Annotated in this window: 26 protein-coding genes and 1 tRNA gene; 20 read left to right on the top strand and 7 right to left on the bottom strand. The window is 61.1% G+C overall.

Annotated elements, in window-relative coordinates; all coding sequences use genetic code 11:
• Positions 1-21: 21 nt before the first annotated feature.
• From E3T46_RS14995 to E3T46_RS14970, 6 genes are all read left to right on the top strand, one after another.
• Entirely contained in the window at positions 22-1,275 is a 1,254-nt protein-coding gene (locus tag E3T46_RS14995; protein ID WP_134579158.1) for a sugar ABC transporter substrate-binding protein, read from the top strand.
• 122 nt (positions 1,276-1,397) lie between these two features.
• On the top strand, positions 1,398-2,729 hold the full coding sequence (hisD, locus tag E3T46_RS14990) for a histidinol dehydrogenase (protein WP_134579157.1): 1,332 nt from the start codon (positions 1,398-1,400) through the stop codon (positions 2,727-2,729).
• A 3-nt stretch (positions 2,730-2,732) separates the two neighbouring features.
• On the top strand, positions 2,733-3,485 hold the full coding sequence (locus E3T46_RS14985) for an SDR family oxidoreductase (protein WP_134579156.1): 753 nt from the start codon (positions 2,733-2,735) through the stop codon (positions 3,483-3,485).
• Positions 3,486-3,501: 16 nt separating this feature from the next.
• Entirely contained in the window at positions 3,502-4,473 is a 972-nt protein-coding gene (locus E3T46_RS14980; protein WP_134579155.1) for a 3-hydroxyacyl-CoA dehydrogenase family protein, read from the top strand.
• Between the two features lie 693 nt (positions 4,474-5,166).
• On the top strand, positions 5,167-5,832 hold the full coding sequence (locus E3T46_RS14975) for a hypothetical protein (protein WP_134579154.1): 666 nt from the start codon (positions 5,167-5,169) through the stop codon (positions 5,830-5,832).
• Positions 5,832-6,716: a hypothetical protein gene (locus E3T46_RS14970; RefSeq protein WP_198419229.1), complete on the top strand. Its 885-nt coding sequence runs from the start codon at positions 5,832-5,834 to the stop codon at positions 6,714-6,716. The genes E3T46_RS14975 and E3T46_RS14970 overlap by 1 nt, the downstream gene beginning before the upstream one ends.
• 125 nt (positions 6,717-6,841) lie before the next feature.
• Here E3T46_RS14970 and E3T46_RS14960 read toward each other — a convergent pair whose 3' ends face one another.
• Positions 6,842-7,054, bottom strand: coding sequence for a VOC family protein (locus E3T46_RS14960; protein ID WP_241980804.1), 213 nt, complete (start codon positions 7,052-7,054; stop codon positions 6,842-6,844).
• A 205-nt stretch (positions 7,055-7,259) separates the two neighbouring features.
• Here E3T46_RS14960 and E3T46_RS14955 point away from each other — a divergent pair, with 205 nt between their 5' ends.
• Together E3T46_RS14955 and E3T46_RS14950 are read left to right on the top strand one after the other, a co-directional pair.
• Positions 7,260-10,043: a response regulator gene (locus E3T46_RS14955; RefSeq protein WP_134579152.1), complete on the top strand. Its 2,784-nt coding sequence runs from the start codon at positions 7,260-7,262 to the stop codon at positions 10,041-10,043.
• Entirely contained in the window at positions 10,043-10,948 is a 906-nt protein-coding gene (locus E3T46_RS14950) for a response regulator (protein WP_134579151.1), read from the top strand. The genes E3T46_RS14955 and E3T46_RS14950 overlap by 1 nt, the downstream gene beginning before the upstream one ends.
• On the opposite strand, the gene E3T46_RS14945 is transcribed toward E3T46_RS14950, so the two are convergent.
• From E3T46_RS14945 to E3T46_RS14930, 4 genes are all read right to left on the bottom strand, one after another.
• Positions 10,943-11,650 carry a TetR/AcrR family transcriptional regulator gene (locus E3T46_RS14945; protein WP_134579150.1) on the bottom strand — a complete coding sequence of 236 codons (708 nt, stop codon included), beginning with the start codon at positions 11,648-11,650 and terminating at the stop codon, positions 10,943-10,945. The genes E3T46_RS14950 and E3T46_RS14945 overlap by 6 nt on opposite strands.
• 43 nt (positions 11,651-11,693) lie before the next feature.
• Entirely contained in the window at positions 11,694-12,986 is a 1,293-nt protein-coding gene (locus E3T46_RS14940) for an ABC transporter permease (protein WP_134579149.1), read from the bottom strand.
• On the bottom strand, positions 12,983-13,729 hold the full coding sequence (locus E3T46_RS14935) for an ABC transporter ATP-binding protein (protein WP_134579148.1): 747 nt from the start codon (positions 13,727-13,729) through the stop codon (positions 12,983-12,985). The genes E3T46_RS14940 and E3T46_RS14935 overlap by 4 nt, the downstream gene beginning before the upstream one ends.
• A gap of 100 nt (positions 13,730-13,829) precedes the next feature.
• Positions 13,830-14,480: an MBL fold metallo-hydrolase gene (locus tag E3T46_RS14930; protein ID WP_134470323.1), complete on the bottom strand. Its 651-nt coding sequence runs from the start codon at positions 14,478-14,480 to the stop codon at positions 13,830-13,832.
• 142 nt (positions 14,481-14,622) lie between these two features.
• On the opposite strand from E3T46_RS14930, the gene E3T46_RS14925 reads away from it, so the two are divergent.
• Positions 14,623-14,695: transfer RNA gene (locus E3T46_RS14925), tRNA-Glu, on the top strand.
• Between the two features lie 28 nt (positions 14,696-14,723).
• Here the strand turns inward: E3T46_RS14925 and E3T46_RS14920 are convergent.
• Entirely contained in the window at positions 14,724-15,857 is a 1,134-nt protein-coding gene (locus E3T46_RS14920) for a site-specific integrase (protein ID WP_134579147.1), read from the bottom strand.
• Positions 15,858-16,060: 203 nt separating this feature from the next.
• On the opposite strand from E3T46_RS14920, the gene E3T46_RS14915 reads away from it, so the two are divergent.
• Positions 16,061-16,261: a hypothetical protein gene (locus E3T46_RS14915; RefSeq protein ID WP_134579146.1), complete on the top strand. Its 201-nt coding sequence runs from the start codon at positions 16,061-16,063 to the stop codon at positions 16,259-16,261.
• Positions 16,262-16,313: 52 nt separating this feature from the next.
• Here E3T46_RS14915 and E3T46_RS14910 read toward each other — a convergent pair whose 3' ends face one another.
• The gene (locus E3T46_RS14910; protein ID WP_134579145.1) at positions 16,314-16,949 is read right to left on the bottom strand and encodes a helix-turn-helix transcriptional regulator; all 636 of its coding nucleotides are present in this window, start codon (positions 16,947-16,949) and stop codon (positions 16,314-16,316) included.
• A 366-nt stretch (positions 16,950-17,315) separates the two neighbouring features.
• Between E3T46_RS14910 and E3T46_RS14900 the strand changes: the two genes are divergently transcribed.
• The 10 genes from E3T46_RS14900 (at position 17,316) to E3T46_RS14860 (ending at position 22,648) form a co-directional block, all read left to right on the top strand.
• On the top strand, positions 17,316-17,963 hold the full coding sequence (locus tag E3T46_RS14900; RefSeq protein WP_134579143.1) for a hypothetical protein: 648 nt from the start codon (positions 17,316-17,318) through the stop codon (positions 17,961-17,963).
• Entirely contained in the window at positions 17,960-18,418 is a 459-nt protein-coding gene (locus E3T46_RS14895) for a hypothetical protein (RefSeq protein ID WP_134579142.1), read from the top strand. Before E3T46_RS14900 ends, E3T46_RS14895 begins: the two co-directional genes overlap by 4 nt.
• A gap of 117 nt (positions 18,419-18,535) precedes the next feature.
• Positions 18,536-18,844 carry a hypothetical protein gene (locus E3T46_RS14890; protein ID WP_134579141.1) on the top strand — a complete coding sequence of 103 codons (309 nt, stop codon included), beginning with the start codon at positions 18,536-18,538 and terminating at the stop codon, positions 18,842-18,844.
• Entirely contained in the window at positions 18,841-20,199 is a 1,359-nt protein-coding gene (locus E3T46_RS14885) for an AAA family ATPase (RefSeq protein WP_134579140.1), read from the top strand. The genes E3T46_RS14890 and E3T46_RS14885 overlap by 4 nt, the downstream gene beginning before the upstream one ends.
• Before the next feature lie 198 nt (positions 20,200-20,397).
• Positions 20,398-20,523 carry a hypothetical protein gene (locus E3T46_RS18755; RefSeq protein WP_277870978.1) on the top strand — a complete coding sequence of 42 codons (126 nt, stop codon included), beginning with the start codon at positions 20,398-20,400 and terminating at the stop codon, positions 20,521-20,523.
• Positions 20,520-20,783 carry a hypothetical protein gene (locus E3T46_RS14880; RefSeq protein ID WP_134579139.1) on the top strand — a complete coding sequence of 88 codons (264 nt, stop codon included), beginning with the start codon at positions 20,520-20,522 and terminating at the stop codon, positions 20,781-20,783. The genes E3T46_RS18755 and E3T46_RS14880 overlap by 4 nt, the downstream gene beginning before the upstream one ends.
• Positions 20,784-20,819: 36 nt before the next feature.
• The gene (locus E3T46_RS14875; protein WP_134579138.1) at positions 20,820-21,119 is read left to right on the top strand and encodes a hypothetical protein; all 300 of its coding nucleotides are present in this window, start codon (positions 20,820-20,822) and stop codon (positions 21,117-21,119) included.
• A gap of 133 nt (positions 21,120-21,252) precedes the next feature.
• Positions 21,253-21,609 carry a hypothetical protein gene (locus tag E3T46_RS14870; RefSeq protein ID WP_134579137.1) on the top strand — a complete coding sequence of 119 codons (357 nt, stop codon included), beginning with the start codon at positions 21,253-21,255 and terminating at the stop codon, positions 21,607-21,609.
• Between the two features lie 2 nt (positions 21,610-21,611).
• Positions 21,612-21,806, top strand: coding sequence for a hypothetical protein (locus tag E3T46_RS14865; protein WP_134579136.1), 195 nt, complete (start codon positions 21,612-21,614; stop codon positions 21,804-21,806).
• Positions 21,803-22,648, top strand: a complete 846-nt coding sequence (locus tag E3T46_RS14860) for a hypothetical protein (RefSeq protein ID WP_134579135.1) — start codon at positions 21,803-21,805, stop codon at positions 22,646-22,648. Before E3T46_RS14865 ends, E3T46_RS14860 begins: the two co-directional genes overlap by 4 nt.
• Positions 22,649-23,011 lie beyond the last annotated feature (363 nt).

Genomic DNA, 23,011 nt, shown 5'->3' with positions numbered 1-23,011 from the left:
CTATTGCAATCGGAGAAGTACATGAACTTTAAAAAGAAACTCACGTTGGTGGGAGCGATGGCTGCAGTTGCTGCCTTCGCTTTGAGCGGCTGCTCGGCGGCTGTCACACCGTCGGGGGGAGCTGATGGAGCGAAGGAAAAGATCTTCGTAAACCTGAGCTACAGCGGAAACAACTGGCAAGATGAGGGTGCCAACTTGGCTATGGCAGTGGCACAGGCGCCTGAGGTGGCAGCCAAATACGACGTTAAAAAGGTGATTTCCGGGTCTGATCCCCAGAAGCAGATATCTGATCTGCAATCCATGATCGCCAGTGGTGCAAAGCTAATCGTGCTGTACCCAATTTCGCCCACGGCGCTCAACCCGGTCATTCAGCAAGGTTGTGACGCAGGTGTCACGTTCGTTGCTTATGACGGAACTGTGGAAGCACCGTGCGCGTGGAACATTTCCTACATCACGGGAGCCCGGACAGAAGACCCAGAACAAGCCTTCTTTGGCGCTCAGACAGCACAGGCGCTGGTGGATCTGCTTGGGGGCACGGGCGAGGTCATGATGAACCGCGGTGTTGCGGGCACGTCAACTGACACGGTCCACTACGACACTGCGATGTCTGTATTCAACCAGTACCCCGGCATTAAGGTTGTAAACGAGTTCTACGGGAACTGGGACTCGTCGGTGAGCCAGCAGGAAGCCACGAAGGCGCTTGCGGCACATCCCGGTGTCGACGGCATCTGGTCCCAAGCTGGCGAAGACGGAGTCGTCAAGGCGCTTGAAGCAGCAGGAATGGAAATTCCAGTTACCGGAGAGAACAGCAACTACCTGCGACAGAAGCTCTCGGAGGGTTGGCCCGGCGTATCATCCGGATCCGCTCCTGCGCAGGGTGCAGTAGCGGTAAAGCTTGGACTTAAGATTCTTGCTGATGGTGCGGATTCCGTACCCAAGGACATTGAAATGCCCCTCCCGTGGGTTACGACCGAAACGGCGAAGGTCTGCCCTGCTGCTGAGTTCGTGGATGGCTGCAACTTCTTTGCCCAAGCGGATGATTCCTTCGTCACGGAAATCTTCGAAAAGAGCGTCCTCCCGGAAAGCTCCTACACTGCGGCTACCACTGGCGCTGCAGTTTCCGCTTTGCAGGCGTTGCCCAGCATGGACACCCTGGCGCAGCCCGCGTCTCGGCGTATTTATACCCGCGGTGTTTGTGACGCCGGGTGGACTCCGGGACCAGTCGAAAAGGGACAAGTTCCCGCAGGCCTTCCGGGCTGTGTAAAAAAGAAGTAGCCCTCAGGGCTATCGGCTTGCCGCCCAGCAGTTCAGGGGCAAATAACTTAACATCGAACCCGCCGGAATGTATACGTATTCATTCCGGCGGGACGCCCACTCACTTGCAAGGAAGCGAAATCATGATCACTACAGCTACCGCACGAATCGTCCTGAAGAAGCCGGAAAAGGAAGCAAGTCCGCGTAGCGGCTCTCCTGAAGTCCGAAGTACTGTCGAAGGTGTTATTGCCGATATCCGTAAGCGCGGCGACGCCGCAGTTCGGGAATATTCAGAGAAATTCGACAACTGGTCACCCGAGAATTTTCGTCTCTCTGAAGCTGAATTAGTGGAGATCATTGCGCAGGTCCCCGACCAGGTAATAGCCGATATCGAGTTTGTGCAGTCTCAGGTCCGCACTATGGCCGAGCGACAGATGGCTTCGCTTACGGACTTTGAGATGGAAACTTTGCCCGGAGTCTTTCTGGGGCAGAAGAACGTCCCCATTACGGCCGTTGGCGCGTATATCCCCGGGGGGAAGTATCCGCTGCTGGCCTCCGCGCACATGACCATCGTGACTGCCAAGGTGGCGGGTGTTGGACGAATCATCGCAGCAACTCCCCCCATCAACGGAAAAATACCGCACGCAACCATTGCCGCGATGCACATGGCTGGCGCGGATGAAATCTACCTACTTGGCGGTGTTCAGGCCGTAGCTGCGATGGTGATCGGAACGGAAACCATCACGCCTGTCAACATGATTGCTGGACCGGGAAATGCCTACGTTGCAGAAGCGAAGCGTCAACTGTTCGGTGAAGTGGGAATTGACTTGTTCGCGGGCCCAACTGAAACACTCATTGTCGCCGACGAGCACGCTGACCCGTTCGTGGTCGCTGTAGACCTGCTGTCGCAGGCTGAGCACGGTCCTGATTCGCCAGCCATCCTCATCACTACGTCGGAAAAGGTCGGCCGCGCAGTCATCACGCACATCGACGAGATTCTCGTTGATATGCCGACGAAAGGTTTCGCCGAACCGGCGTGGCGCGACTATGGCGCGGTGTGGGTTGTGGCCAACCTTGACGACGCGTATGTGCTCGCCGACGACTATGCATCAGAGCATGTGCAGATTCTGACTGAAAACCCTCGCGAGGCACTCGACAAGATGCATCACTACGGTGCGCTCTTCCTTGGGGAAGGAACTTGCGTGTCCTATGGCGACAAGGTCATCGGAACGAATCACGTCCTCCCGACCAAGGGCGCGGCGCGATACACAGGCGGCCTTTGGGTAGGAAAGTATCTCCGTACCGTTACATACCAAGAAGTCAAGAATCAAGAATCCAGTGCGTTCTTGGGCGAAATATGCGGACGCCAGTCACGAGTCGAATACTTCGAAGGGCACGCGCGGTCCGGAGACGTGCGCGCGGCCAAGTACGGGGACAAGACTTTGGCCTGGACTGACCACACGTTCACGGCATAACTGATGCCGCTCGATGACAGATTCGGCGCTCATGACACTGCGCTTGTCGTCGGTGCATCTCGAGGGCTGGGCAAGGCCATCGCTGATGGTCTTGCCCAGCTTGGAGTTCTCGTTATAGGGACCTCCCGAAATAAGGATGATGCTGAGCGAATCGCAGAAAGATACGGCACCTTCCCGGTGGTCTTGGATCTAGAAATAAGCGAGGATATTCCGCACATTATCGACGAGGTACATCACCGATCAGGTGGTTTTTCGCTCCTCGTGAACAATGCGGGGGTTAATATCCCCGAGCCAGCTCTCGAAGTCTCCCGACAGAACTGGGAGAAAATATTCAGTACCAACGCCGCGGGCCCATTTTTCGTTGCACAAGCGACCGCTCGGCACTGGATTGAGTCTGAAACTACGGGATCGATCGTATTCGTGAGTTCGCAAGCTGGAACAGTGGCTCTTGAAAACAGAGTTGCCTACGGCTCAAGCAAGGCCGCTGTATCTCATATGACGAGACTCTTGGCTTTCGAATGGGCGCGGCACGGCATCAGGGTCAATGCCGTTGCACCGACTTTTATCGATACCGAACTTACGGCCAGCACCCTCAACGATCCGGTCATGTCAAAGACGTTACTGGAGCGAATTCCGCTCGGGCGTTTCGGAATCCCTGAAGATGTTGCTAAATCGGTTGCCTTCTTGCTGAGCGAAGAGGCCTCCATGATCACCGGTCACATACTCGCCGTCGACGGCGGCTACACCATCCATTGAAGTCGTGAGGAAAAATATGGACAAGGCTCGAATCTCTATCGTTGGCTCTGGCTACATGGGTGGTGGCATGGCTCAAGTCTTCGCGTTAGCCGGCCACAAGGTTCTCCTGGCGGATGTTGATGGAGCAACGTCTATTGCGGGGCGTGAACGTCTGATGGGGGAAGCGTGGAAGTTTCAGCAACAGGGGCTCTTCCCTGACGGATCACTCGCGAAAATTGAAGAAAATATAACTGCGGTATCCTCAATTGAGGATGCCTCGCGGGATGCTGACTATATCGCAGAGGTCGTTCCGGAAAATCTCGATATAAAAACGACTGTTCTGGCGAGGATTAGCAGCTCTGCCGCGCCCGATTCGATTATCGCTACCAACACTTCTGCTATATCCATATCAACGTTGGCTCACTTCGTTGAAAGTCCTCATCGTTTTCTCGGCGTTCACTGGATGAATCCCGCGCCTTTCGTACCTTCAGTCGAGTTGATTTCTTCGGCGCGAACGTCAAGAAGCGTTCTGGAAAAAGTTGAACTCATCATCAACGACTTGGGCAAAGTGACTACGCGTGTTTCGGATTCAGCGGGATTTGTAGCTAATCGTCTGCAGTTCGCCCTTTTTCGTGAGGCAGCACTAATCGTTGAAGAGGAACTAGCAACTCCAGATCAGATCGACGAGGTAGTTTCTAATTCTTTTGGGTTCCGGCTCCCGTTTTTTGGACCATTTGCTATTGCTGACATGGCGGGCTTGGACGTGTATGCGGGTGCATATGAAACATTGCAGTCCACTTTCGGAGATCGATTGGCACCTCCATCACTCTTAACTGATCTGGTGGCTCAAGGTAAACTCGGGGTCAAAACAGGTGAAGGATTTAGGAGCTACGACGCCACGGAGGCCGGGGAGATGGCTGAGCGTCGAAATCGTTCCTATGCCGCGTTGTCATCACTGCGCGATAATCTTAACGCTCAAAACGCAATTTCGACGGGCTCTGGCGGGTAGCGACAAATGATTCTGCGGTCCAGGCAGACGGCTGAAGTAGAGATCGGGCATCAAATGGGAGCGTAATCGATCTTTTAGGCGAGCCAGACGGGGGGAGTCGCGCCCGGTCGAGTACGGGCGCTGGCGTGACCAGAAACGCACCATAAACCCCAAAATATGACCAGATTCAGGCCGTATCTCGCCGTACAGCGCGTACACTGAACTCCATGAGAACCGCGGAATTCCGCGGAAGTCTGCCCCATATGCAGGTGCGCACCACCACCCCGACGCCTATCATTTGTTCTTGGTTCGAGTCCAGGTACCCCAGCAGTAGCCCATGAGTTTCCGCGGAAACCAGGGGCTTTTCTTGTTTCCAGACACCGCACGCTCGAGGAGTGGCGGCAGACTCGCTCGGGACCGCCATATCGGCGCATATGCGTCGTCGCGTGAGATACCTGCGGTACGGAGTCAAGCGTGGACGTTTGAGCAGGTCCTAACCTGGCAGCGTTGAGGATCGAAGGCGGCCAATTCTCCGGAGGCGAATCCTGAGCAACGTGAACGGACGCCCCAGCCTTGAGACCTGGTGACCCTCGGGTCGTGCAGGCGTTGCCCGCAAGCCAGTCTGGGGGGATACTCACAATATCAGTGGCGTTCCGGAGCGAGCGCGACCGGCATCCGCTTCGCTTCGTCGTCACCCTCCAACGGGAGGTTGTCATGGATGCACGGCGGACATTTTCAGTCATCGGCGTCGTTCTCGTCGAGATCGCCCTCGCGGGGGCGACCCTGACGGGGTGCGCCGTCGCCCGGCCCCAGCAGCCCGAGGTCACCCCGAACGCCCCCAGCTCGTCAGCTCCCAGCACGTCGTCGCCGGCGCCGCCTCCCGACACCGGCGGAGGTGAAATATCCCTCGAGCTCGCGCAACTCCCAATCGGCGGCAGTGTGAGTTTTGACGAAAATACGTTTGCCGACAATTGCGTAACGGTGAACTGGATCGTCGAACAGGATAACTCCAGGATTCCGGAGAATGTGCAGATCTGGATCAGCGGTGCCACCTTCACGGACGACGTCTACGCGCTCGCCGATTCTGGATGCAGCGGCGAGAATCCGCCGTGCATCGGGTTCATCTTCGACGTCGCCAACCAGACCTGCGATCTGGCGATCGCGCCGACCGGCAAGCAGCCGAGTTCGCCGGATGTGCAGCTCGACGTGAGCATCGCCGGCGAGGTCACCTGCACTGAAGGTGAGACCTTTGAGTGCGCGAAATTCCTATCCGCGTTAGACACCGAGAGCAACCTCAGCATCCCCCTCGACACGCCTCCCGTCGCCGATGCTCCTCCCGCGGATGAGAGCTTGGGAGCGACTATGAGCGGACCCGCCTGATGCCCGAACCGGGGGAGAAGAAGGGTGGTGCACAGTTCGAACGCGGGTTGAACGTTCTCGGCAGCATCATCGCTCCGGCGACGCTTCTGGGCGCCCTGCTTTTTTATTTTGGCTACGTTTCGTCTCGGGCCCAGTACGACTACTTCGGCCTTGACGTCGACGTCATCGGCCTGAGCACGCAAGACTACGTGATGCGCAGCCCACAGCCGCTCTTGGTGCCGCTTCTCGTGTTCGCGCTGGTCGGCGCAGCCCTGATCGCCTGGCACGCGCAGATCCGACGTCGCTCGAGCCGAGCCGGCTTCGCGGCTGCGGTGAGACGGGGCGTCGTCGTCGGCCTGGTCATCCTGGGAGTAGGGGTCGTCCTGCTCCTCGCCTATCCGATCCTCGCCGGATGGGGCTACTACCCGCTCGTCACCCCGCTCGTCCTGGCGTTGGGCGGCGCGATCGCAGCGTATTGCCTGGGTGCCGTGCGGTTCCTGGCTCGCACAGCCGGTGCGAGTCACCGCCCGCCGACGGGCGTCGTCGTGCTGCTCTGGGCTGCGGTCGCCGCCTGCGTGTTCTGGGCGACGGCCACGGTCGCGCAGTGGTCGGGCCTGGGTCTCGCCCAGCAACAGGCGCGGCGCCCTGACAACCTTCCCAGCGTCATTGTCGACACCGAGGAGCGGCTCTTTCTCCCGGACGAGGCGCGGGTGAACGAAACCCTGCTGCCCGCGTCGGCCGACGAGACGTTTCGGTTCCGCTATTGGGGGCTGCGACTCCTCATTGTCGGAGGGGATCGCATGTTTCTCATCCCCAACGCCTGGGACAACCACAACACAACTCTCGTGCTGCCGCTCGATGGCTCGGTGCGGCTGCAATTCCAATTCCGAAACCTTGAGCCCTGAACACATGCTGGACCGAACCCAAAAAGGTATTTTGCTCGCCGGGTGACGGCGACATCGCCGGCGCGACTCTCGCCGCCGAAGCATCCGCTCTGGATCTGATCGATGAGTACCGGGGAACGAAATGCTCAGGCGTTCTCGAGTTCCTCGATCACAATCTTCTTCTGGCCCATCATCACGCCGATCTGCTCGGGTCGGCGAGTCAGATCGGCCATATTCTCGGGGATGATCTGCCAGCTGATACCGAATCGGTCTTTGCACCAGCCGCACTGCTCAGAATCGGGCACGTGGGAGAGCTTGGCCCAGTACGCGTCAATTTCGCCTTCGTCCCGGCACAACACCTGGCGCGACCCGACCAGCTTAACTACCCCCGATGGGGGGTCATTTTGTCGATTCGTGATATAGATTTAAGTGAGGGAAATTCCCCCGGTCGACTCGCGGCAATCCAGCGAGGCGAGGTTGCCGACCGCGAGCCTGTTCTGCCATACCGTGAAGCGTTCCAGCAGCGCACGCTCACAGCGCACTCTAGAGATCACGGAAGGCGTGATGACTATGTCCCCCCACAACCGCAAGAATCATTCCCGGCCGTCCGACGCCGATGATTCCACAGCTACGGTCAAGGCGAACCTTCCCGGTGGAGACAGCGCGGTAGCGCAAGAGGCGCTTCTGGCGAAGAATTTGCTGGAGCAGACGGTGATCCTGCAGGACGCCATTTTTAACAGTGCCAACTTCTCGAGCATGGCCACCGACGCCGAGGGCATCATTCAAATTTTCACCGTGGGCGCGCAGCGCATGCTCGGGTATACGGCGGAGGAAGTGGTGAACAAGATGACTCCGGCCGAGATGCACGATCCGGAAGAGGTCATTATGCGGGCAGCGCAGCTGAGCCTGGAGTTCGGAACCACGATCCAGCCCGGATTCGAAGCACTCGTCTATAAGGCGAGTCGCGGTATTGAAGATGTCTATGAAATCACCAAGATTCGCAAGGATGGCAGCCGGTTTTCGGCCATCGTCTCGGTCACCGCGCTGCGTGATGAAGACGTCGCCATTATCGGCTATGTACTGATCGTTACCGACAACACGTCGCGCAAGCAGGTGGAGGTCGCCCAATCCGTGCTGGACCAGCGGTTGCGCGACCAGCAGTTCTATACGCGCTCACTGATCGAGTCGAATATCGACGCGCTCATGATGACCGACACCCTGGGAATCATTTCCGACGTCAATCAGCAGATGATCGAACTGACCGGCCGAACGCGGGACGAACTCATTGGCGCGCCCTGCCGCAATTTCTTCACCGACCCGGCTCGGGCCGACACGGCAATTCAGCGGGCCCTCACCGAGAGCCGGGTCAACGACTACGAGCTCACGGTGCAAGCGCTCAACGGCGATGAAACGGATGTCTCCTACAACGCGGCAACGTTCTACGATCGCGACCGGGTCGTTCAGGGCGTGTTCGCATCTGCCCGGGATGTGACCGAACGGAAGCGGTTCGAACGGGCGCTTAAGGAGACCAATATCGAGTTGGAACACGCCAGCCGGATGAAGACGGAGTTTCTCGCGACGATGTCGCACGAATTGCGCACGCCCCTGAACGCGATCATCGGGTTCTCCGAGGCGCTCAAAGACGGGCTCATGGGTGATATGAGCGATTCCCAGCGGGAATATATCGGAGATATCTTCACCAGTGGACATCACCTGCTCGATCTGATCAATGACATTCTCGACCTGTCCAAGGTTGAGGCTGGAATGATGGAGATCGAGCTGGAACCCGTTGATGTGCGCTTGTTGCTCGAGCAGAGCCTGCTGATTGTGCGCGACGGAGCGGCCGCCCACGATATCCAGTTGCGCTTCGAGGGTGCAGAAGACCTCGGCGTGCCGCTTCTCGATATGCGCAAAACCAAGCAAATCGTCTATAACCTGCTGTCGAACGCGGTCAAATTCACGCCCGACCATGGGAATGTCACCCTGATGGCCAAACGGGTGCCGCGGAGCGCCGTCGGAAAAATTGCCGGTCCGTGGCCCGTGCACGATTTTCCGCTGCCCGCCAGCACAGTCTTGGACTTCCTCGAAATTCGCGTCGACGACACTGGCATGGGCATTTCCTCCGAGAATATGTCGAAACTTTTTCTCGCCTTCAGCCAGATCGACAGCACCCTGGCCCGACGGTTCGAGGGCACCGGCCTCGGTCTGGCCACGGTCAAGGAGATGGTGGGGATTCAGGGCGGAACGGTGGCCGTGGCCAGCGCCGAGGGCGAGGGCTCGACCTTTGTCGTGTGGCTGCCGCTGGGAGTCACCGATCAGGTCGCACCGGCCTGGTCGGCGCCGGGAGACGAATTGACGGGGACCACCGATCGCGAGTCGGCACCAGCGAGCAAGGTGGCGGGCGCAACCGACCGGCCCAAGCCGCATCCGTTTCACCCGGCACCGGCTGCCGTCGAGTCAAAGTCAGCCGAGCCAGAAGTAGAAGCGCCGGTCGAACCCGACAAAGAGGTGTACTCGACCACGACCGGCCAGCCGGCCGCCAGGTCGCAGGCGCAGCAGGAACATGAAGCGAAGTCGGAGAAACACGTTGCCCTCGTCATCGAGGACGATGCCAAGAGCGCAGAGGTACTGCGGCTGCTGCTCGAGGCTGAGGGGTTTCGCGTCATCGTCGCCCCCAGCGGCGAGGAAGGCCTCGCCCTCGCTCCGCACCAACAACTCAGCCTGATCACCCTGGACATCCGCTTGCCGGGAATGGACGGGTGGGGATTCTTGATTCGGCTGCACGAGTTCGCGGATCTGGCGGCGGTTCCCATCGTGATCATCGCAGGGGATACCGATGTGGCCCTGGCCCTGACCCACGGTGCGGCGGCCGTGTTGGAGAAACCGATCAGTCGGGCAGCTCTGCAGAAATCGTTGAACGTGCTGGGTCTCGGCCCGAACGCGCTCCGCACCCGGCGGGTTCTGGTGGCCGATGACGATCCCGAAACCGTTGATGTGATTGCCCGGTTCCTGACTCGCCCGGAGTACGCCGTGGAACGCGCGTTCACCAAGAATGATGCGATCGAGATGGCGCAGCGCCTGCATCCTGACCTGGTGCTGCTCAACCTGATGATGGAAGGGTTTAGCGGTTATCAGGTGGTCCTGGCCCTGCAGAGTGACCCGAATACCGAACACATTCCCGTGCTCGTGGTCACCGGTAAGCGGCTCACCAAGCAGGAGCTGGCCGCCGTCGACAGCGACCCGACCCAGCCCGTGCGCGTGCTGGGAACCGAGAATTTCAATCGAACGGCGTTCATAGCCGAGGTGAAGCGAGCGCTAAGTTCGGGCGTGGATCTGGGTGATGAATAGTGGCCAGGATTCTGATTATTGAAGACAACCCGATCAATATGAAACTGGCCAAGCTATTGGTGCGACGGGCCGGGTATTCGACACTGGAAGCGGTCGATGCCGAGAGTGGATTATTGCTGGCCAGGGTCGAAGTTCCCGACTTGGTTCTTATGGACATCCAGTTGCCGGGAATGGATGGCTTCGCCGCCACCACCGAGTTGAAGAACGACCCGGTGACTGCCGACATCCCGGTGATTGCGCTGACCGCCATGGCCATGAGCCGAGACCAGGAAAAGGCTCGCACCGCTGGCTGCGACGCCTACATCACCAAGCCCCTGCACTATAAGGAGCTTCAGGACGCGATCAACTGGCTCATGCCGCGGGTGGACGATGAGGTCGCTTCGCACGAAGCGGGATTGCTCACCCGGGATGTTCCCGAGCGCGGGAACGAATTCGAGCAGGCCAGCACAGAAGTGGATGCCTCGCCCTCCCCGGTAAGCCGGGCCGCGGTTCGCGCACCGGGCGCGACCCGCATCCTCGTGGCCGAGGACAACCTGACCAACCAGAAGCTCATCCTGTGGCAGCTGAACCTGCTGGGCTACGAAGCCGATGTGACCGACAACGGTGCGCTCGCGTTCGCGCGATGGACGAGCGGCGACTACGACCTGGTGATCACCGACCTGCACATGCCAAAGATGAACGGTTACGAGCTGGCCTCGGCCATCCGGGCGGCCGAGCCGCCCGGTACGCGGATGCCGATTCTGGCCATGACCGCGAGCGCGGTGCGCGGCAGCGATGCTGACCATTCGCGCTTGGTCGGGATGAACGAGTACCTCATGCGGCCGCTGCACCTGGCCAAATTGCGCGCGGCTCTCGATAAGTGGCTACCGGTCGAATCCGACACCCAGCAGGGTCAGCTCCTATAGACCCGGGATGCTCAGCGTCTGCCGGAGGAGAGTGACCGTGTGGTCCAGCGCCTCGGTCAGGGTCAGCCGGGTGGGGCGTTCCCGAGCATCTTCCTGGCTCGTGTCGGCTGGCGCGCCAAACTCGGGGCCGGGGATCCACTGCAGCGCCATGAAGCGCAGCACACCCAGCATGGCGTGCGTGAGTAGTTCGGCCTGGCCGTGTCGAAAGGCCCGGTCAGTTTCGGTTTCTGTGTCTGCGTCGACTCCGCGAGCAAGTCGCAGGTAGACGAGCTCAGCGACCTCATCGGTGACCCTGGCCATCCGTTCCATCTGCTCCTGCAGGAGCTGCGGATGCAGGCCGAAGATCCGAATTCGGTCGGTGAAGAGCTGTTCCTTGATGCCGTCCGGCGGCCCCATCACGCTCATCAGCTCGAGGACGTCGGGCAGCAGGTCGTCTCCCGGCGCTGCGATGAACTCGCGAGCGCTTGCCTCGTCAATGGTCGGCGGTTGGGCACCGATAATGGCGGCCGTCTTCGTCTTGAAGTAGTTGAAGAAGGTGCGCTGCGAGATACCGCTCGCGGTGCAGATCATATCCACCGTGACGTTGTCGAAACCGTGTTCCAGGACGAGGCTGACCGCGCTCCGTTCCACGCGCAAGCTCGTCGCGTGGTGCTTGTCCTCGCGGGAGCGCGGGCGAGTGGAGGTGGTGGGGGTGTTGATCATGCCTCGTCCTGGTTCATCGCTGTGCTTTATTGGATTGCCGGCGCTACTCGTAGCGCAGCGACTCGATCGGGTTCTGCTTGGCGGCTCGCTGGGCCGGAAGGGTTCCCGAGAGGAACGCGATCAGCATGACCAGCAGAATGACGAAGGCCACCGACATCGGTTCGAACAATAGAATGTTCAGCCCGGGCAGCCCGGAGAGGAAGCCCTGCGACAGCACGGCGCTCAGCGCAGAGCCGAGGCCGATGGCCACACCGGCCCCGATGGCGCTGCCGAGGAACCCGATAAAAATGGCTTCGAGGCTGAACAGGGTGTAAACCTTGCCACCGCTCATGCCCATGGCCTTCATTAGACCGATCTCGCGGGTGCGTTCCTGCACGCTCATCAGCAGGGTATTGATAATGCCGAATGCCGCGGCGATCAGGGCGATCACGGCGAAGGCGTTGAGCACACCGACGATGCCGTTGATCACGGTCTGCACAGCGCCGAGCTGGTCCTCGATGGTGCTGGCGGAATAGCCCTCGGTCGCGAGGTCGGCCTTGATTGCGCTGATGCCCTCGGCGGCCAGCGCGGTATCGAAGTGGGCGACGGCCACGCCGTAGCTCGTGACGGCGGTGTCGATGCCGCCGGACTGCGCCTCGGCCAGCTCAGCGATCAGGGCATCGTTGGCTCCGGCCCCGGCAGCGAGCAGACTCTCGAGCGAGACGCCGACGACGGTGGCGTCGACCACGTGCTTCTCGCCGAGAATGTCGGTGATCCCAATAGAAACGGATGCCCCCACCGCGTCATCCGCGGAGGCGAAGCCGAGCGGAGTCACAAAGCTGTCCTGCAGCACCAGCTGCGCCTCCTCGGCACTGCCGTCGAGCTGCGCGCCCGCCGTGAGGTCGGCCGTGGTCACCGCCGAGGTGGCGTTGATGCTGAACTCGTACGGTGTGCCCGAGTCGTATTCGACGTAGTCGGGCTGCACCGAACGGATCGGGTCGACCGACTCGATGCCGGACGTTTCGGCGATCGCCCGGAGGTCGGCATCCGTCAGAGCCTTGGTCGTGGTGCCGGGGGGACCTTGCCGACTGGAGACCGACGCGGAACTCTCGGCGTCATATTCGACCGGGCCGTCGCCGGCGGCGGTCGCATCGCTGGCCTGGGTGATGATGAACACGTCGGGCGAGCCGAGGGCACCGACCTGGGCGTCGACGTACTGGCTGACGCCGGCGCCGACCGCGTTGGTCAGGGTGAGGGTGAAGGCGCCGACGAAGATGGCCAGCACGGTCAGCGTGGTGCGGAGCTTGCTGCGAAAGGTATTGGAGATCGCGGTGGCGACGAGGTCTTTGGTTCTCATACTGCGCCTCCGGCGGTGTTCATTGCTGCAGTGCTGTGTGCTGCGGGGGCGTGGGTGGCGAGCTGGGAGACGATGAGTCCGTCGCGAATGTAGATCTGGCGGTCGCAGCGGGCGGCGAGATCCTCGTCGTGGGTGACGATGACGACGGTGATGCCCTGGCTGCGGTTCAGCTCGAACAGGATGTCTTCGACGACGGCGCCGGTGGCGGTGTCGAGGTTGCCGGTCGGTTCGTCGGCGAAGATCACGCGCGGCGAATTGACCAGGGCTCGTCCGATGACGACGCGCTGCTTCTGCCCGCCCGAGAGGGTCGTGGCCTTGTTGCCGGCCTTGTCGGCGAGCTCGAGCTGCGTAAGAACCTGCATGCCGATGCGGCGGCGTTCCTTGCCGCCCATGCCGGCGATCTTGAGCGGGAGGATGACGTTGTCGAGCACGCTCACGTTGGGGGTGAGAAAGAACTGCTGAAAGACGAAGCCGAATTCCTTATTGCGCAGTTCGTTGACGGCGCGCTTGGACAGCGACTTGGCGTCCTGGCCGGCGACCTGCAGTGTTCCCTTGTCGGGTTCGTCGAGCAGCGCGAGCAGGTGCATGAGAGTGGACTTGCCCGACCCGCTCTTGCCGACGATCGCCACGGTCTCGCCCGGCGCGATCTGCACGGACACGCCCTTCAGCGCGTCGAACCGGCTCGTGCCAGAGCCGTAGGATTTCTCCAGGCCTTGCGCATCAATTACCCACTCGGAATCCATCGGGCGTCCCTCAGTTCGGTGCTAGATACTACAAAATGCAGTAACTGCACTCTAATTTGCAGTAGCTGCAAATTGACTGAGGGGGAGTGCGCTGTCGCAGCTATAGATCGAGGCTGTCTCCTGGTTCCAGCGCGAAGAATTCGCCGCCACCCTGCTCGGTGACACCTTGGATTCGTGCGTTGGACAGGTCTTTCCCGGCCCGGGATAGCAGCATCTCGTGGGTCGTGAAGCTGCGTTTCGGCTGGACGGCCAAAACGTAGTCCATCGCCTCACTCATTTTCATCCAGGGCGCCGCGGCCGGAACGGCGAGTGTGCCGACCGTGACGCCCTCGGGAACCGTGAAGGCGTCACCGGCGTAGTAGAACTCGTCATTGACCAGCACCCCAACGTTGTCGATGACCGGAATCGACTCGTGAATGATCGCGTGCGTCGCCCCGAAGAAGCGCAGGCTGAACGGGGCGACCTCGATCTCGTCCCCGGCCTGCACCGTCGTCACCTCGAGATCGGCATTGAAGGCGGCGATCGCCCGAGCGACTCCGGCCGGAGCGAAGATGCGCAGGTCGGAGTTCATTTCGACGATCCGGCCCAGCTGTTCCGGGGTCCAATGGTCGGCGTGTTCGTGGGTGATAACGACGGCTACGGCGCCCGCCGTGCCGGTGAGCGCCGTGGTGAACGAACCGGGGTCGATGTAGAGCTTCTTGCCCGAGAGCTCGAGGATCAGGGCGGCATGCTCCAGCTTGGTCAGTTTCATGTCCCCGAGCTAACCGCGATTCCAGTCGTGGCGCAACAGCATCCGCTGTCGTGATTGCTGTTTTGGTGCTGTCGCGACGCGCCGTGTGCGCTCAGTTTGGAACTGCGCTGGTCCGTGTGGCATACTCGGTAAGTTGCAAAACGGCCCCATCGTTTAGCGGCCTAGGACATCGCCCTCTCACGGCGGTAACGCGGGTTCGAATCCCGCTGGGGTCACAATGCAAAACCCCGTAGATACCAGTGTCTACGGGGTTTTTTGCTCCCCAGATGCGGTCAAACCCCACGAAAACCCCACAACTGATTCGGCTCGTGCGGCGTCCAGGCGGTCTGAAACGTCATCCAGATCGTCTTCGAAGAGGTCCGCGTACGTGTCGAGGGTCATCGCGGCGGACGCGTGACCGAGCATTCGCTGCACGGCTTTCACGTTGGCGCCGGCGCTGATGGCGAGACTGGCCGCTGTGTGGCGAAGGTCGTGCGGCGTGATTTTCGGGAAGTTCGGGTCGATGTTCTGGCACCTTTTGACCGCATGCTCGAACCATCCGCCGTGACCGGCCGACTGCCTCTGGTGGTTGACTCCGTCGCCGAATACCAGGCCCTCGCGATTCTTGCCCTCGCACTGGAGGGCGATCGGTTCTGAGAGGAATTTCGGATAGGGCACGCTGCGAGCCTCGTGAGTCTTGGGCGTCCCGACGACGACCCTGGCCCCGAGCCACACCGCATTCTCAGCGACGAAGATCCGACGACGCAGGGTGTCGAGCGAGCGGATGCGGATACCTGTCGCCTCGCCCCAGCGCAGGCCCGTGTACGCCAGCGTGTAGACCAACGTGGCATTCTTACCGGAGTTCGCGGCGAGCAGTTCCACCTGGGCGGCCGTGAGGTAGTTGCGCTTCTTCTTCGCCTTGCGGGGGAGCTTGACACCGCGGGCCGGGTTCGTCGTCAGCCGTCGGTCCAGCACGGCGACGTCGAGGATGGCGGCGAGCACTCCGTAGGCGCGGATGACTACGGTTGCCGATCGGCCGGGTGTGATCTTGGTGACCCAGTTCTTGACGTCGGAGTGCGTGATTTCACCGACGCGACGTGCACCCCACACCGGTTTGACGTGGACCCGCCAGGCGCTCTCCTGTGCCGCGTAGGAAGATGGCTTCAGGTGTGTCTGGTTGCTGATCCACTCGTCGCCGAGATCCGCGATCGTTGACTTCGCCGTCTTCGGATTGACGTACTCGCCGCGCAGGGCGGAGACGGTGATGTTCGCGAGGTAGTCCTCCGCGTCCTTCTTGCGGCTGAAGCCAGCCTTCTCGCGAGAATTGCGGTCGGGGTCGCGGTACCTAACGCGGTATCGCTTGCCGTCCTCTGTGCTGTACGAGGTGATGCTGCCCATGTTGTGCTCCGTTGTTCGTAGCGACCGGTTGGCCGTTACCCAGTACCATGCGGCGGGTGTTGCAGTGGTGCCTCAGAGAGGCGGTGATCAGAAGTTTTTTTGAGGCCAGACTTCCCGCCGCAGGGGTATTAGAGAGACCATCCATTGGTTTCTCCGGCGGACGGCTTGACGGTCATCCCCGGAAATCCGACCGAAAGAACACCATGCCCGTCTACCTCACCCCCGACCAGGTCGTCCTGATGCTGCCCGGACTTTCCCGCGGCCAGCTCGCGCAGCTCCGCTTCAATGGCAAGGGGCCCAGCTATCGGAAGCCGACGCCGAAGACCGTGCTGTACGTCGAATCCGAGGTCGTGGCGTGGGTAGAGAGCACGGCGCGTGGGGACGCCCGGCGAGTGGGCGCGTGACTCGCCGACGCGGCACCTCGGCCCGTCGCATTCCTTCGCGTTGCGCTTGGCATCAGAACCCCGGCCCGTCGTCATCGAGGTAAACCCCACTGGCTCGCAGGGCTCTGTCCGTTGTATAGAGCTCCGCGTGGATGACTCGGCGACTCGCCTCGACATCACTCTTCATCCCCTCAGGCATATCACTCCCGGTCTCCTCGGTCATAGAAGCACGCAGAGCCGCGTACCGGTCTTCGATGGTCCGAAGCTGGCGGAGGAGGTCCATCCGCCGGTGCAAGGTTTCCGTGATCAGCTGTTCTATCCAGTGATCACCACTCTTTGCCTGGCCGTCGTACGGTTCGCCATTGACGCTGGCATGGAGGAGCTCGGGGTCCACTAGTCCGCCGAACCAATCCCTGGCAGCCCAAACGGCCACGCTGGCTTCGAAATTTTCACCTCCAGTCAGCACCATTTGGTGGTAGGGCTTTCGCACATCAAAGACCAGAGTCGCCGGCGATACCTGCAGCACGAAGGCGATTGCAATGAGTTGACGAACGGTTATGTCATCTTTGCGGCCGTTTTCGAGATTAGCGACGATCGAGCGAGTTAGCCCAAACCCTGCTTTCTCAGCAACCTCCTCGGCGGTCAGTTTCAGCTTCTTGCGATACTTCGCGATCTTCGCGCCGGGATCATAGGGAAGCGTTTTGTTCATGAACTACACACTAGCGTCGTTTTTGTGTATGGTGGGCAAATACACAAAAACTGACTGTTTGTGTAACGAAGATGGAGATGCAGTGATTACTTTTATGAGCCCCGACCAAGTCGTCTTGATGCTCCCCGGCATCACGAAGGGTCAGCTGTCTCAGTGGCGATACCTCGGCGCAGGTGGGCCGCGATATCGGAAATTGGGAAAGCGGATCCTGTATGTCGAATCCGAAGTCATCGAGTGGGTGGAGGAATCTGCCCGCACGAGCACGGCACTCGGTGCAGCGTGACACAGCACGAAAAAGCCCCCGACGCATTGCAGTGCGACGAGGGCAGAGAAATTGAAACCGTACAGACGAGTAAGGAACCAATCGTGAACCAGATTACCAGCGTACCGACCACCACCGACAAGGACTGGACCGGGCACACCGCCGCCTGCTCGGTGCCGGGATGTGTTAGCGCATTTGGTGACCCCAGTCACACGAGTGCCGTCGCTTCTGCGAACATCCACTTCGCGGCAGCGTACGCCGGAGATATAGCTGGGCTCACCATCAGCCCAGCCCTGGACACCAACACGCGCCCGTTGTGGGGCACGTACGTTGACATCGGGGTGATCGACCGCGATCGAACCGCCGATGAACTCATGGCGATAGGCGCCGCGATAATTGCGGGAGGCGAACAGATCGCGGCGCTAAACGCTGGAATAGTGCAGCAGGCCATCGACGCGGCAGAGGCGCAGGCATGGTTCGACGCCCGCCCGAACGCCCTGAATGCGACCGTGTCGGAAGTGGTCCGCGGGAACCGCGAGCCCGTCTGGCCTCTGATCCTCGACGGGCTGCATGAAATGCACGAGATCGCCTGTGCGAAGCGCGCTGAGCGGCGTCGGACTGCCGTGGTCGCCACTGCGGCCGGCTTCATTGTTGAACCCGACAGCCTGCTGATGAAGAGTCTCGCGAACGGTGACAACGCGCGCGACATCGACCGCGGCCGCTTCATCGTCACCGTAGGAGCGTCCCTGTGATCCTCCACCTCGTCGAAGGCAAGAACACACCTCTCGACTCCCTGAAGCACGGCGTACTGCGAGCCACGGACAGTATGAGCTCCGCCACCGACGCGATCTGTGGATCCCTCTGCAGTTACGACCACGAGGCCGAGCTCGAGTGGATCGACGCAATCGGGCTTGGCCTTTGGGCAGCGCTGGCCGAGCACGTCCCCGGCATCACCGTCACCGACGGCAGTGTGCAGATGACCCCAGATGCGAGACGGGCCGTCCACACGTACGACGACGGCTCGCCCGTCTCGGTATTCATCGACCTCGACGGCTACTGCACAGACTTCTACCCACGGTTCGACGGCCCCTACGCCCCGTTCCTCGAAGAGTTCCAGCGCCGAGCTGTCGTGTACAAGGCCGAGTCGATGGCATACGAGGCCGCACACCCGGCAGAGCACCCCGTCGACGAATCCGAATGGCCGTAAGGAGCCACCATGACAGACGCCCAACGAGAAATCCGCCCCAGGGCAAATGGTACGGACAATGTTCTCGCAGGCAGCTCGAATACTGAAAGTATACCCGCTACCCCAAACACTCGCCTAGTGCCGCTGATCGGTCACACAGTACAGAAGGCGCTCGACGCGGCCCTCTGGCGCCTGCGTAACGACGAGATCAGCCTGGATGACCTCACGCCGGCACTCGCGGGATTCTTTCTCGCAGGGCACGCCGCTGCGCTTGCCAGTGTGCTACCTGATCTGACCCGCGCGGAGCAAGAACGGGATCAAGCTAATTCTTCGGCCGATCGGTACTATCGGGCAGCATTCAACCCGCGCAAGCCGATCCAGATCGGACAGTCATTTCGTGAGCTGGAGAAAACCCGCCACGAGATCTACTCAGGCGGCGTCAAGTGAGCGCCGACACATGGCCGACGACTGCGCCCGGCGCGAACACGTCGAAGCGCGACAACGCCCCCGACAATACCGTCATCAAGCGCTTGAAACTCACCCGCGCAAGCGACGTGCAAGCGGTAGCCGTCACGTGGCTGCATGACGGGTTGATACCGCTCAAGACCATCACCGTCGTGGCTGGCATGAGCGGCATAGGCAAGACCACTTTGGTTCTGCTGTGGATGGCGCAAATCACCCGCGGCGAACTGCCCGGAGAATTCCTTGGACGCCCGCAAGACGTGCTGATAATGAGCCCCGAGGACGACCCCGGAGCCATAACCAGGCCTCGACTCGAGGCAGCGGGCGCCGACCTCGACCGGGTGCACTTTGTCAGCGTGACACGGCGCACGGCATCGGGTGAGGTGGAGACCATCGCAACGTTCCCGACCGACCTCGACATTCTTCGAGAAGCAGTCGTCTCCACCAACGCCGTCGCAATCCTCCTCGACCCGATTGCATCCCTGATCGACGGGAACCTCGACAAGCGCGAAGACGTGCGCGCAGCGTTCGACGCTCTGGCCGGCGAGATCGCAAACAAATACGAGTTGGCCGTCGTGCTCATCGCACACAACAAGAAGGGCATCGACTCCGTGCGTTCCAAAGTGAGCGGATCGGCAGCAATCACGGATGCCGCCCGCAGCGTTCTAGCGCTTGGACGTGACGACGAGACGGGGCAGATCATCCTCAGCGTCGATAAGTCCAGCTACAGCACCACCGAGGGCACCAACCACGCCTACATGCTCATGACGACGCCGGTAGCGCTGGCCTCAGGCGGGACCACCGATGTCGCACGAGCCGTATACATCGGTGAGACCTCGATCAGTGTTGCAGAGCTGAATGAACGGCACGACGGCAGCGATGACGAGCACGACGACCGAAACGCAGCACAGTCATTCGTTCTCGACTACCTCAAGGGCATCGATGTTCAGGAGGCAAATGCCAGCGACGTGCTCAAGGCGGGCCGAGCGGCCGGGTTCACCGACAAGGATCTCAAGAATGCTCGTGGGCGTTGTAAGAATCCTCGCGTCGTGTCGCGCAAATCAGGCTTTGGTGCCGGATGGGTTTGGGCGATTGACGAGTCAGAACAGCACGAAGGACTCACGAAGGCCTCCAAGGACTCAGCACTTGAGAACGTGAGTTCTTCGAGTCCTTCGGTGAGTCCTTCGCCGCTCGAACCGGCTGCACCTGTCAGAAACCTGACACCTGCCCCCGGCACCTGCCGAGTCTGCGCCGCTCCCCTACTTGCCCCGGCCTCACGCGCCGCGGGTATCTGCGGGAAGCGCAACCCCGAGCACGACGCCGAGCGGGTCGCAGCATGAGCGCGGAAGTATTCACCGATCATGCCGGCGCCCGGTGGCCGATCACCGGCTACTGGTGCGACTCGTGCGGTCTGCCAATGCACGCGACCTGTGTTCCATTCGGCACGCATCCCCAATGCGACGGGAGCTCATCGTGAGCCGCGCGACCATCGGCACCAAGAGCAAGACCACCACCTCGACCACCTCGAAAGGCACCCCATGACCTACCAGCGACCCACCAACGGCCCGACCTGGCCCACGCGCAAGCGCAAGGCCAATGAGCGCGCCCGCATCCGCAAGATCCGTTCCAGGTTCACCGTTACCAAGAGGGATGCGAAGCCATGATGCTCGGTCACTACCTTTGGACCAACGACAATCCCGACGAGCCCGGATATGGCGACCAGTTCGATATCGACGTGGACACCCTGCCCGTGACCGACCTACCGTCCAACGTCTTCAAGTCGAATGTGCACATCGGTGACGGGACGAACGGGACGGTCAAGGACCAGCTCTACCGGTGCTGGCCTGTCCCGAACTTCTACATCGACCCTGCAGACGGCCGCCTGTACCACTCCACCACCGAGCCCGACCCTTCCAGCGCATGAGCGCCGCCACGTATCTGCCGTCACCGGGAGTTGACCATGAGCGATAACCGCGACCCGGGCGCGAGGCTGCTGCAGGATGTGATGCGGTTCAAGGGCCAGCGGAACGAGGCTCGAGCGGAGACGGCACGCCAGGCGGGGCTGATCGCTGAGCTGCAGCTGGAACTGATCGCCACAGGGGTCCGCGGCCGCCTGTTGCGGTTCGAGGATTTCCACCAGCACGTGACTGTCGAGGCCGTCCTCTGCCCCGATGGGCGGGTGGACTCGCGCAAGCTTGACCTCATGGTGTCGGACCTCTTGAGAAGACGTCCAGAACTCGGCGTTTCTCCCCAAAAATAGCGTCCGATCAGGTATAATATACATGACGGTGCACGCAATGTCGGTGACATTCTGCATACAGTCGAGACGGGCCCAGTGGGCCAAACGCAGCCAGGCAGTGCCGGCGCGTGAGAACCCACTTAGGAGCTATCTCATGATTCCCAAATTCACCCTTCACGGCAGTACTCAGCAGCGCGTAAGCGAAGCCCTCGACACGGGCATGGACAACCACGCGGCCCGCATCCGCACCGCCGCGCCGACATCCGCGCAGACCCGATCCCAGATATGCCAACGTCTCGGCCTCTCCGACCTCCAATCGTCAGACGCGGTGATCTTCGAAGCCCTCGACAATACCCTCGCCGCGGCGAAGGCCAAGCGCGTACAAGTAGACCCCGTGGACGCGCTCTACGCCGCAGCGTGGGGAGACTCGGATTCGACACCGACCCCGATCGCCAGCACCACCGACGCCATGCTGTACGCGCTCGCGTTCGGCGAGCCGATGGGCGCCTGACCATGGCCGTGAATACCTTCATCCTCGGTAGGGACAAGTACCAAGTGATAGCCGCGGTCGTCGTGGCACGCACGCCCGCCGGAAACGAGACCTACGTCAACCGTCACGGCATCCTGCCGGCCGACACCTCGCAAGGCCACATCGAGTACCTGCTCGAGAACGGCATGATCAGCAAACTCGAGCGGAGCCAGCCATGAACTGGGTCGACCTGTTCAAGTTCAAGACGACCTGTGAGCGTGTGAGCGTCGACGTGCCTCAGCCAATCCTCCGCGGTCTCGACATCATCGAGGTGGCGAAGGCTCACAACCGTGCACCCAGCGGCGGGCTGCTGGACCTCAGCGACGACGCCGTTCGTGATCGCGTCACCAATCTCTCAATCCGTCGCCACCAGGGCCCCGCGGCATCGTCGCGAGGAATGACGGCCGGCATCGAAGCGTTCACCGACGAGCTGCTCATCGAGGTTCGGGAGGCGTGTCTGCCCGAGCTGGACCAGATCATCATCGACCTTCAGCCGAGGTTCGATGAACTCGCCGCGCCCCTCGTCGCCGCCGCGCAAGTGTACGGCTTCACCCTCGCCACCACCTCAGACATGGTGATCGAGCTCGCCGACGAGAAGGCCAGCCAGGCATGGCGAGACTCCCGCGAAGCGTGGGCCTCTGTCGGGCCGATCGTCTCACTGCGCACCTTGATCTCGGACGCGTTCAAGGTCAGTCCGACGCCCGAGGAGACCGACCGGATGTTCTTCACAGCGGGTAAATTCCGATCGACCGATCACTCGATACACAAGCAGGATTACTCTGTTTGTTTCGCGGCCGGTGACAACTGGTCCTATGACGGCGTGTACTACCTCAACAACAAGTCGGGCGGCACTCTCGACTGGTTCGCCCTCGCCGGTGGAGGGTTAAGGCTCAACACACCTGCCGAGGTGCAAGCGAAGCACCAGCGCAAGTCCTCCACCCCTGCAGTGTTCACCGTGCAAGCGGAAGAGGTCGTCAAGACCTCCTCGCACGCGGCCATCCTCCCGCGGTACGACCGCTAGACCAGATGCGCGGGGGACCGGTCCACTCACTCGTGAGCGCCCCGCGCATCTCACCCTGCACAGCAGGTCACGCAGCTGTGCCGGGTACGGGGAGCTTCGCTTGAATCAATGGTTGGGTGCAGACGAAGCTCCCCACAATCCCCGCTCAGGATGAGGGAACCGTCAAAAAATCCAGCGATGGGCAATGGGACGGCCAGGAGCCAAGGGGAGCTTTCCTCTCTCCCCGATGGTCTGACCGGGGGTCGCGCGCGCGCACGCGCGCGAGGGACGCCGATCAGTGACACCGGGACGGGCATCCCTGCCGCCTACAGGCTCCTTGTGGAGCTTGTCCGGGCGCTCGCTCGGCAGATGGGTAAATCGGGC

It is taken from the genome of Cryobacterium sp. Hh11, from assembly GCF_004404045.1.
In the GTDB taxonomy this organism is placed as follows: domain Bacteria; phylum Actinomycetota; class Actinomycetes; order Actinomycetales; family Microbacteriaceae; genus Cryobacterium; species Cryobacterium levicorallinum.
Note: the sequence above shows the minus strand (reverse complement) of the source record. Positions and strands in the feature narration are given on the sequence as shown.

Bases quoted from the DNA above. Each gene is read 5' to 3' on its own strand.
- E3T46_RS14995 (WP_134579158.1), top strand. From the start codon at position 22: ATGAACTTTAAAAAGAAACTCACGTTGGTGGGAGCGATGGCTGCAGTT.
- hisD (WP_134579157.1), top strand. From the start codon at position 1,398: ATGATCACTACAGCTACCGCACGAATCGTCCTGAAGAAGCCGGAAAAG.
- E3T46_RS14985 (WP_134579156.1), top strand. From the start codon at position 2,733: ATGCCGCTCGATGACAGATTCGGCGCTCATGACACTGCGCTTGTCGTC.
- E3T46_RS14980 (WP_134579155.1), top strand. From the start codon at position 3,502: ATGGACAAGGCTCGAATCTCTATCGTTGGCTCTGGCTACATGGGTGGT.
- E3T46_RS14975 (WP_134579154.1), top strand. From the start codon at position 5,167: ATGGATGCACGGCGGACATTTTCAGTCATCGGCGTCGTTCTCGTCGAG.
- E3T46_RS14970 (WP_198419229.1), top strand. From the start codon at position 5,832: ATGCCCGAACCGGGGGAGAAGAAGGGTGGTGCACAGTTCGAACGCGGG.
- E3T46_RS14955 (WP_134579152.1), top strand. From the start codon at position 7,260: ATGACTATGTCCCCCCACAACCGCAAGAATCATTCCCGGCCGTCCGAC.
- E3T46_RS14945 (WP_134579150.1), bottom strand. From the start codon at position 11,650: ATGATCAACACCCCCACCACCTCCACTCGCCCGCGCTCCCGCGAGGAC.
- E3T46_RS14940 (WP_134579149.1), bottom strand. From the start codon at position 12,986: ATGAGAACCAAAGACCTCGTCGCCACCGCGATCTCCAATACCTTTCGC.
- E3T46_RS14935 (WP_134579148.1), bottom strand. From the start codon at position 13,729: ATGGATTCCGAGTGGGTAATTGATGCGCAAGGCCTGGAGAAATCCTAC.
- E3T46_RS14930 (WP_134470323.1), bottom strand. From the start codon at position 14,480: ATGAAACTGACCAAGCTGGAGCATGCCGCCCTGATCCTCGAGCTCTCG.
- E3T46_RS14920 (WP_134579147.1), bottom strand. From the start codon at position 15,857: ATGGGCAGCATCACCTCGTACAGCACAGAGGACGGCAAGCGATACCGC.
- E3T46_RS14915 (WP_134579146.1), top strand. From the start codon at position 16,061: ATGCCCGTCTACCTCACCCCCGACCAGGTCGTCCTGATGCTGCCCGGA.
- E3T46_RS14910 (WP_134579145.1), bottom strand. From the start codon at position 16,949: ATGAACAAAACGCTTCCCTATGATCCCGGCGCGAAGATCGCGAAGTAT.
- E3T46_RS18755 (WP_277870978.1), top strand. From the start codon at position 20,398: ATGACCTACCAGCGACCCACCAACGGCCCGACCTGGCCCACGCGCAAG.
- E3T46_RS14880 (WP_134579139.1), top strand. From the start codon at position 20,520: ATGATGCTCGGTCACTACCTTTGGACCAACGACAATCCCGACGAGCCC.
- E3T46_RS14875 (WP_134579138.1), top strand. From the start codon at position 20,820: ATGAGCGATAACCGCGACCCGGGCGCGAGGCTGCTGCAGGATGTGATG.
- E3T46_RS14870 (WP_134579137.1), top strand. From the start codon at position 21,253: ATGATTCCCAAATTCACCCTTCACGGCAGTACTCAGCAGCGCGTAAGC.
- E3T46_RS14865 (WP_134579136.1), top strand. From the start codon at position 21,612: ATGGCCGTGAATACCTTCATCCTCGGTAGGGACAAGTACCAAGTGATA.
- E3T46_RS14860 (WP_134579135.1), top strand. From the start codon at position 21,803: ATGAACTGGGTCGACCTGTTCAAGTTCAAGACGACCTGTGAGCGTGTG.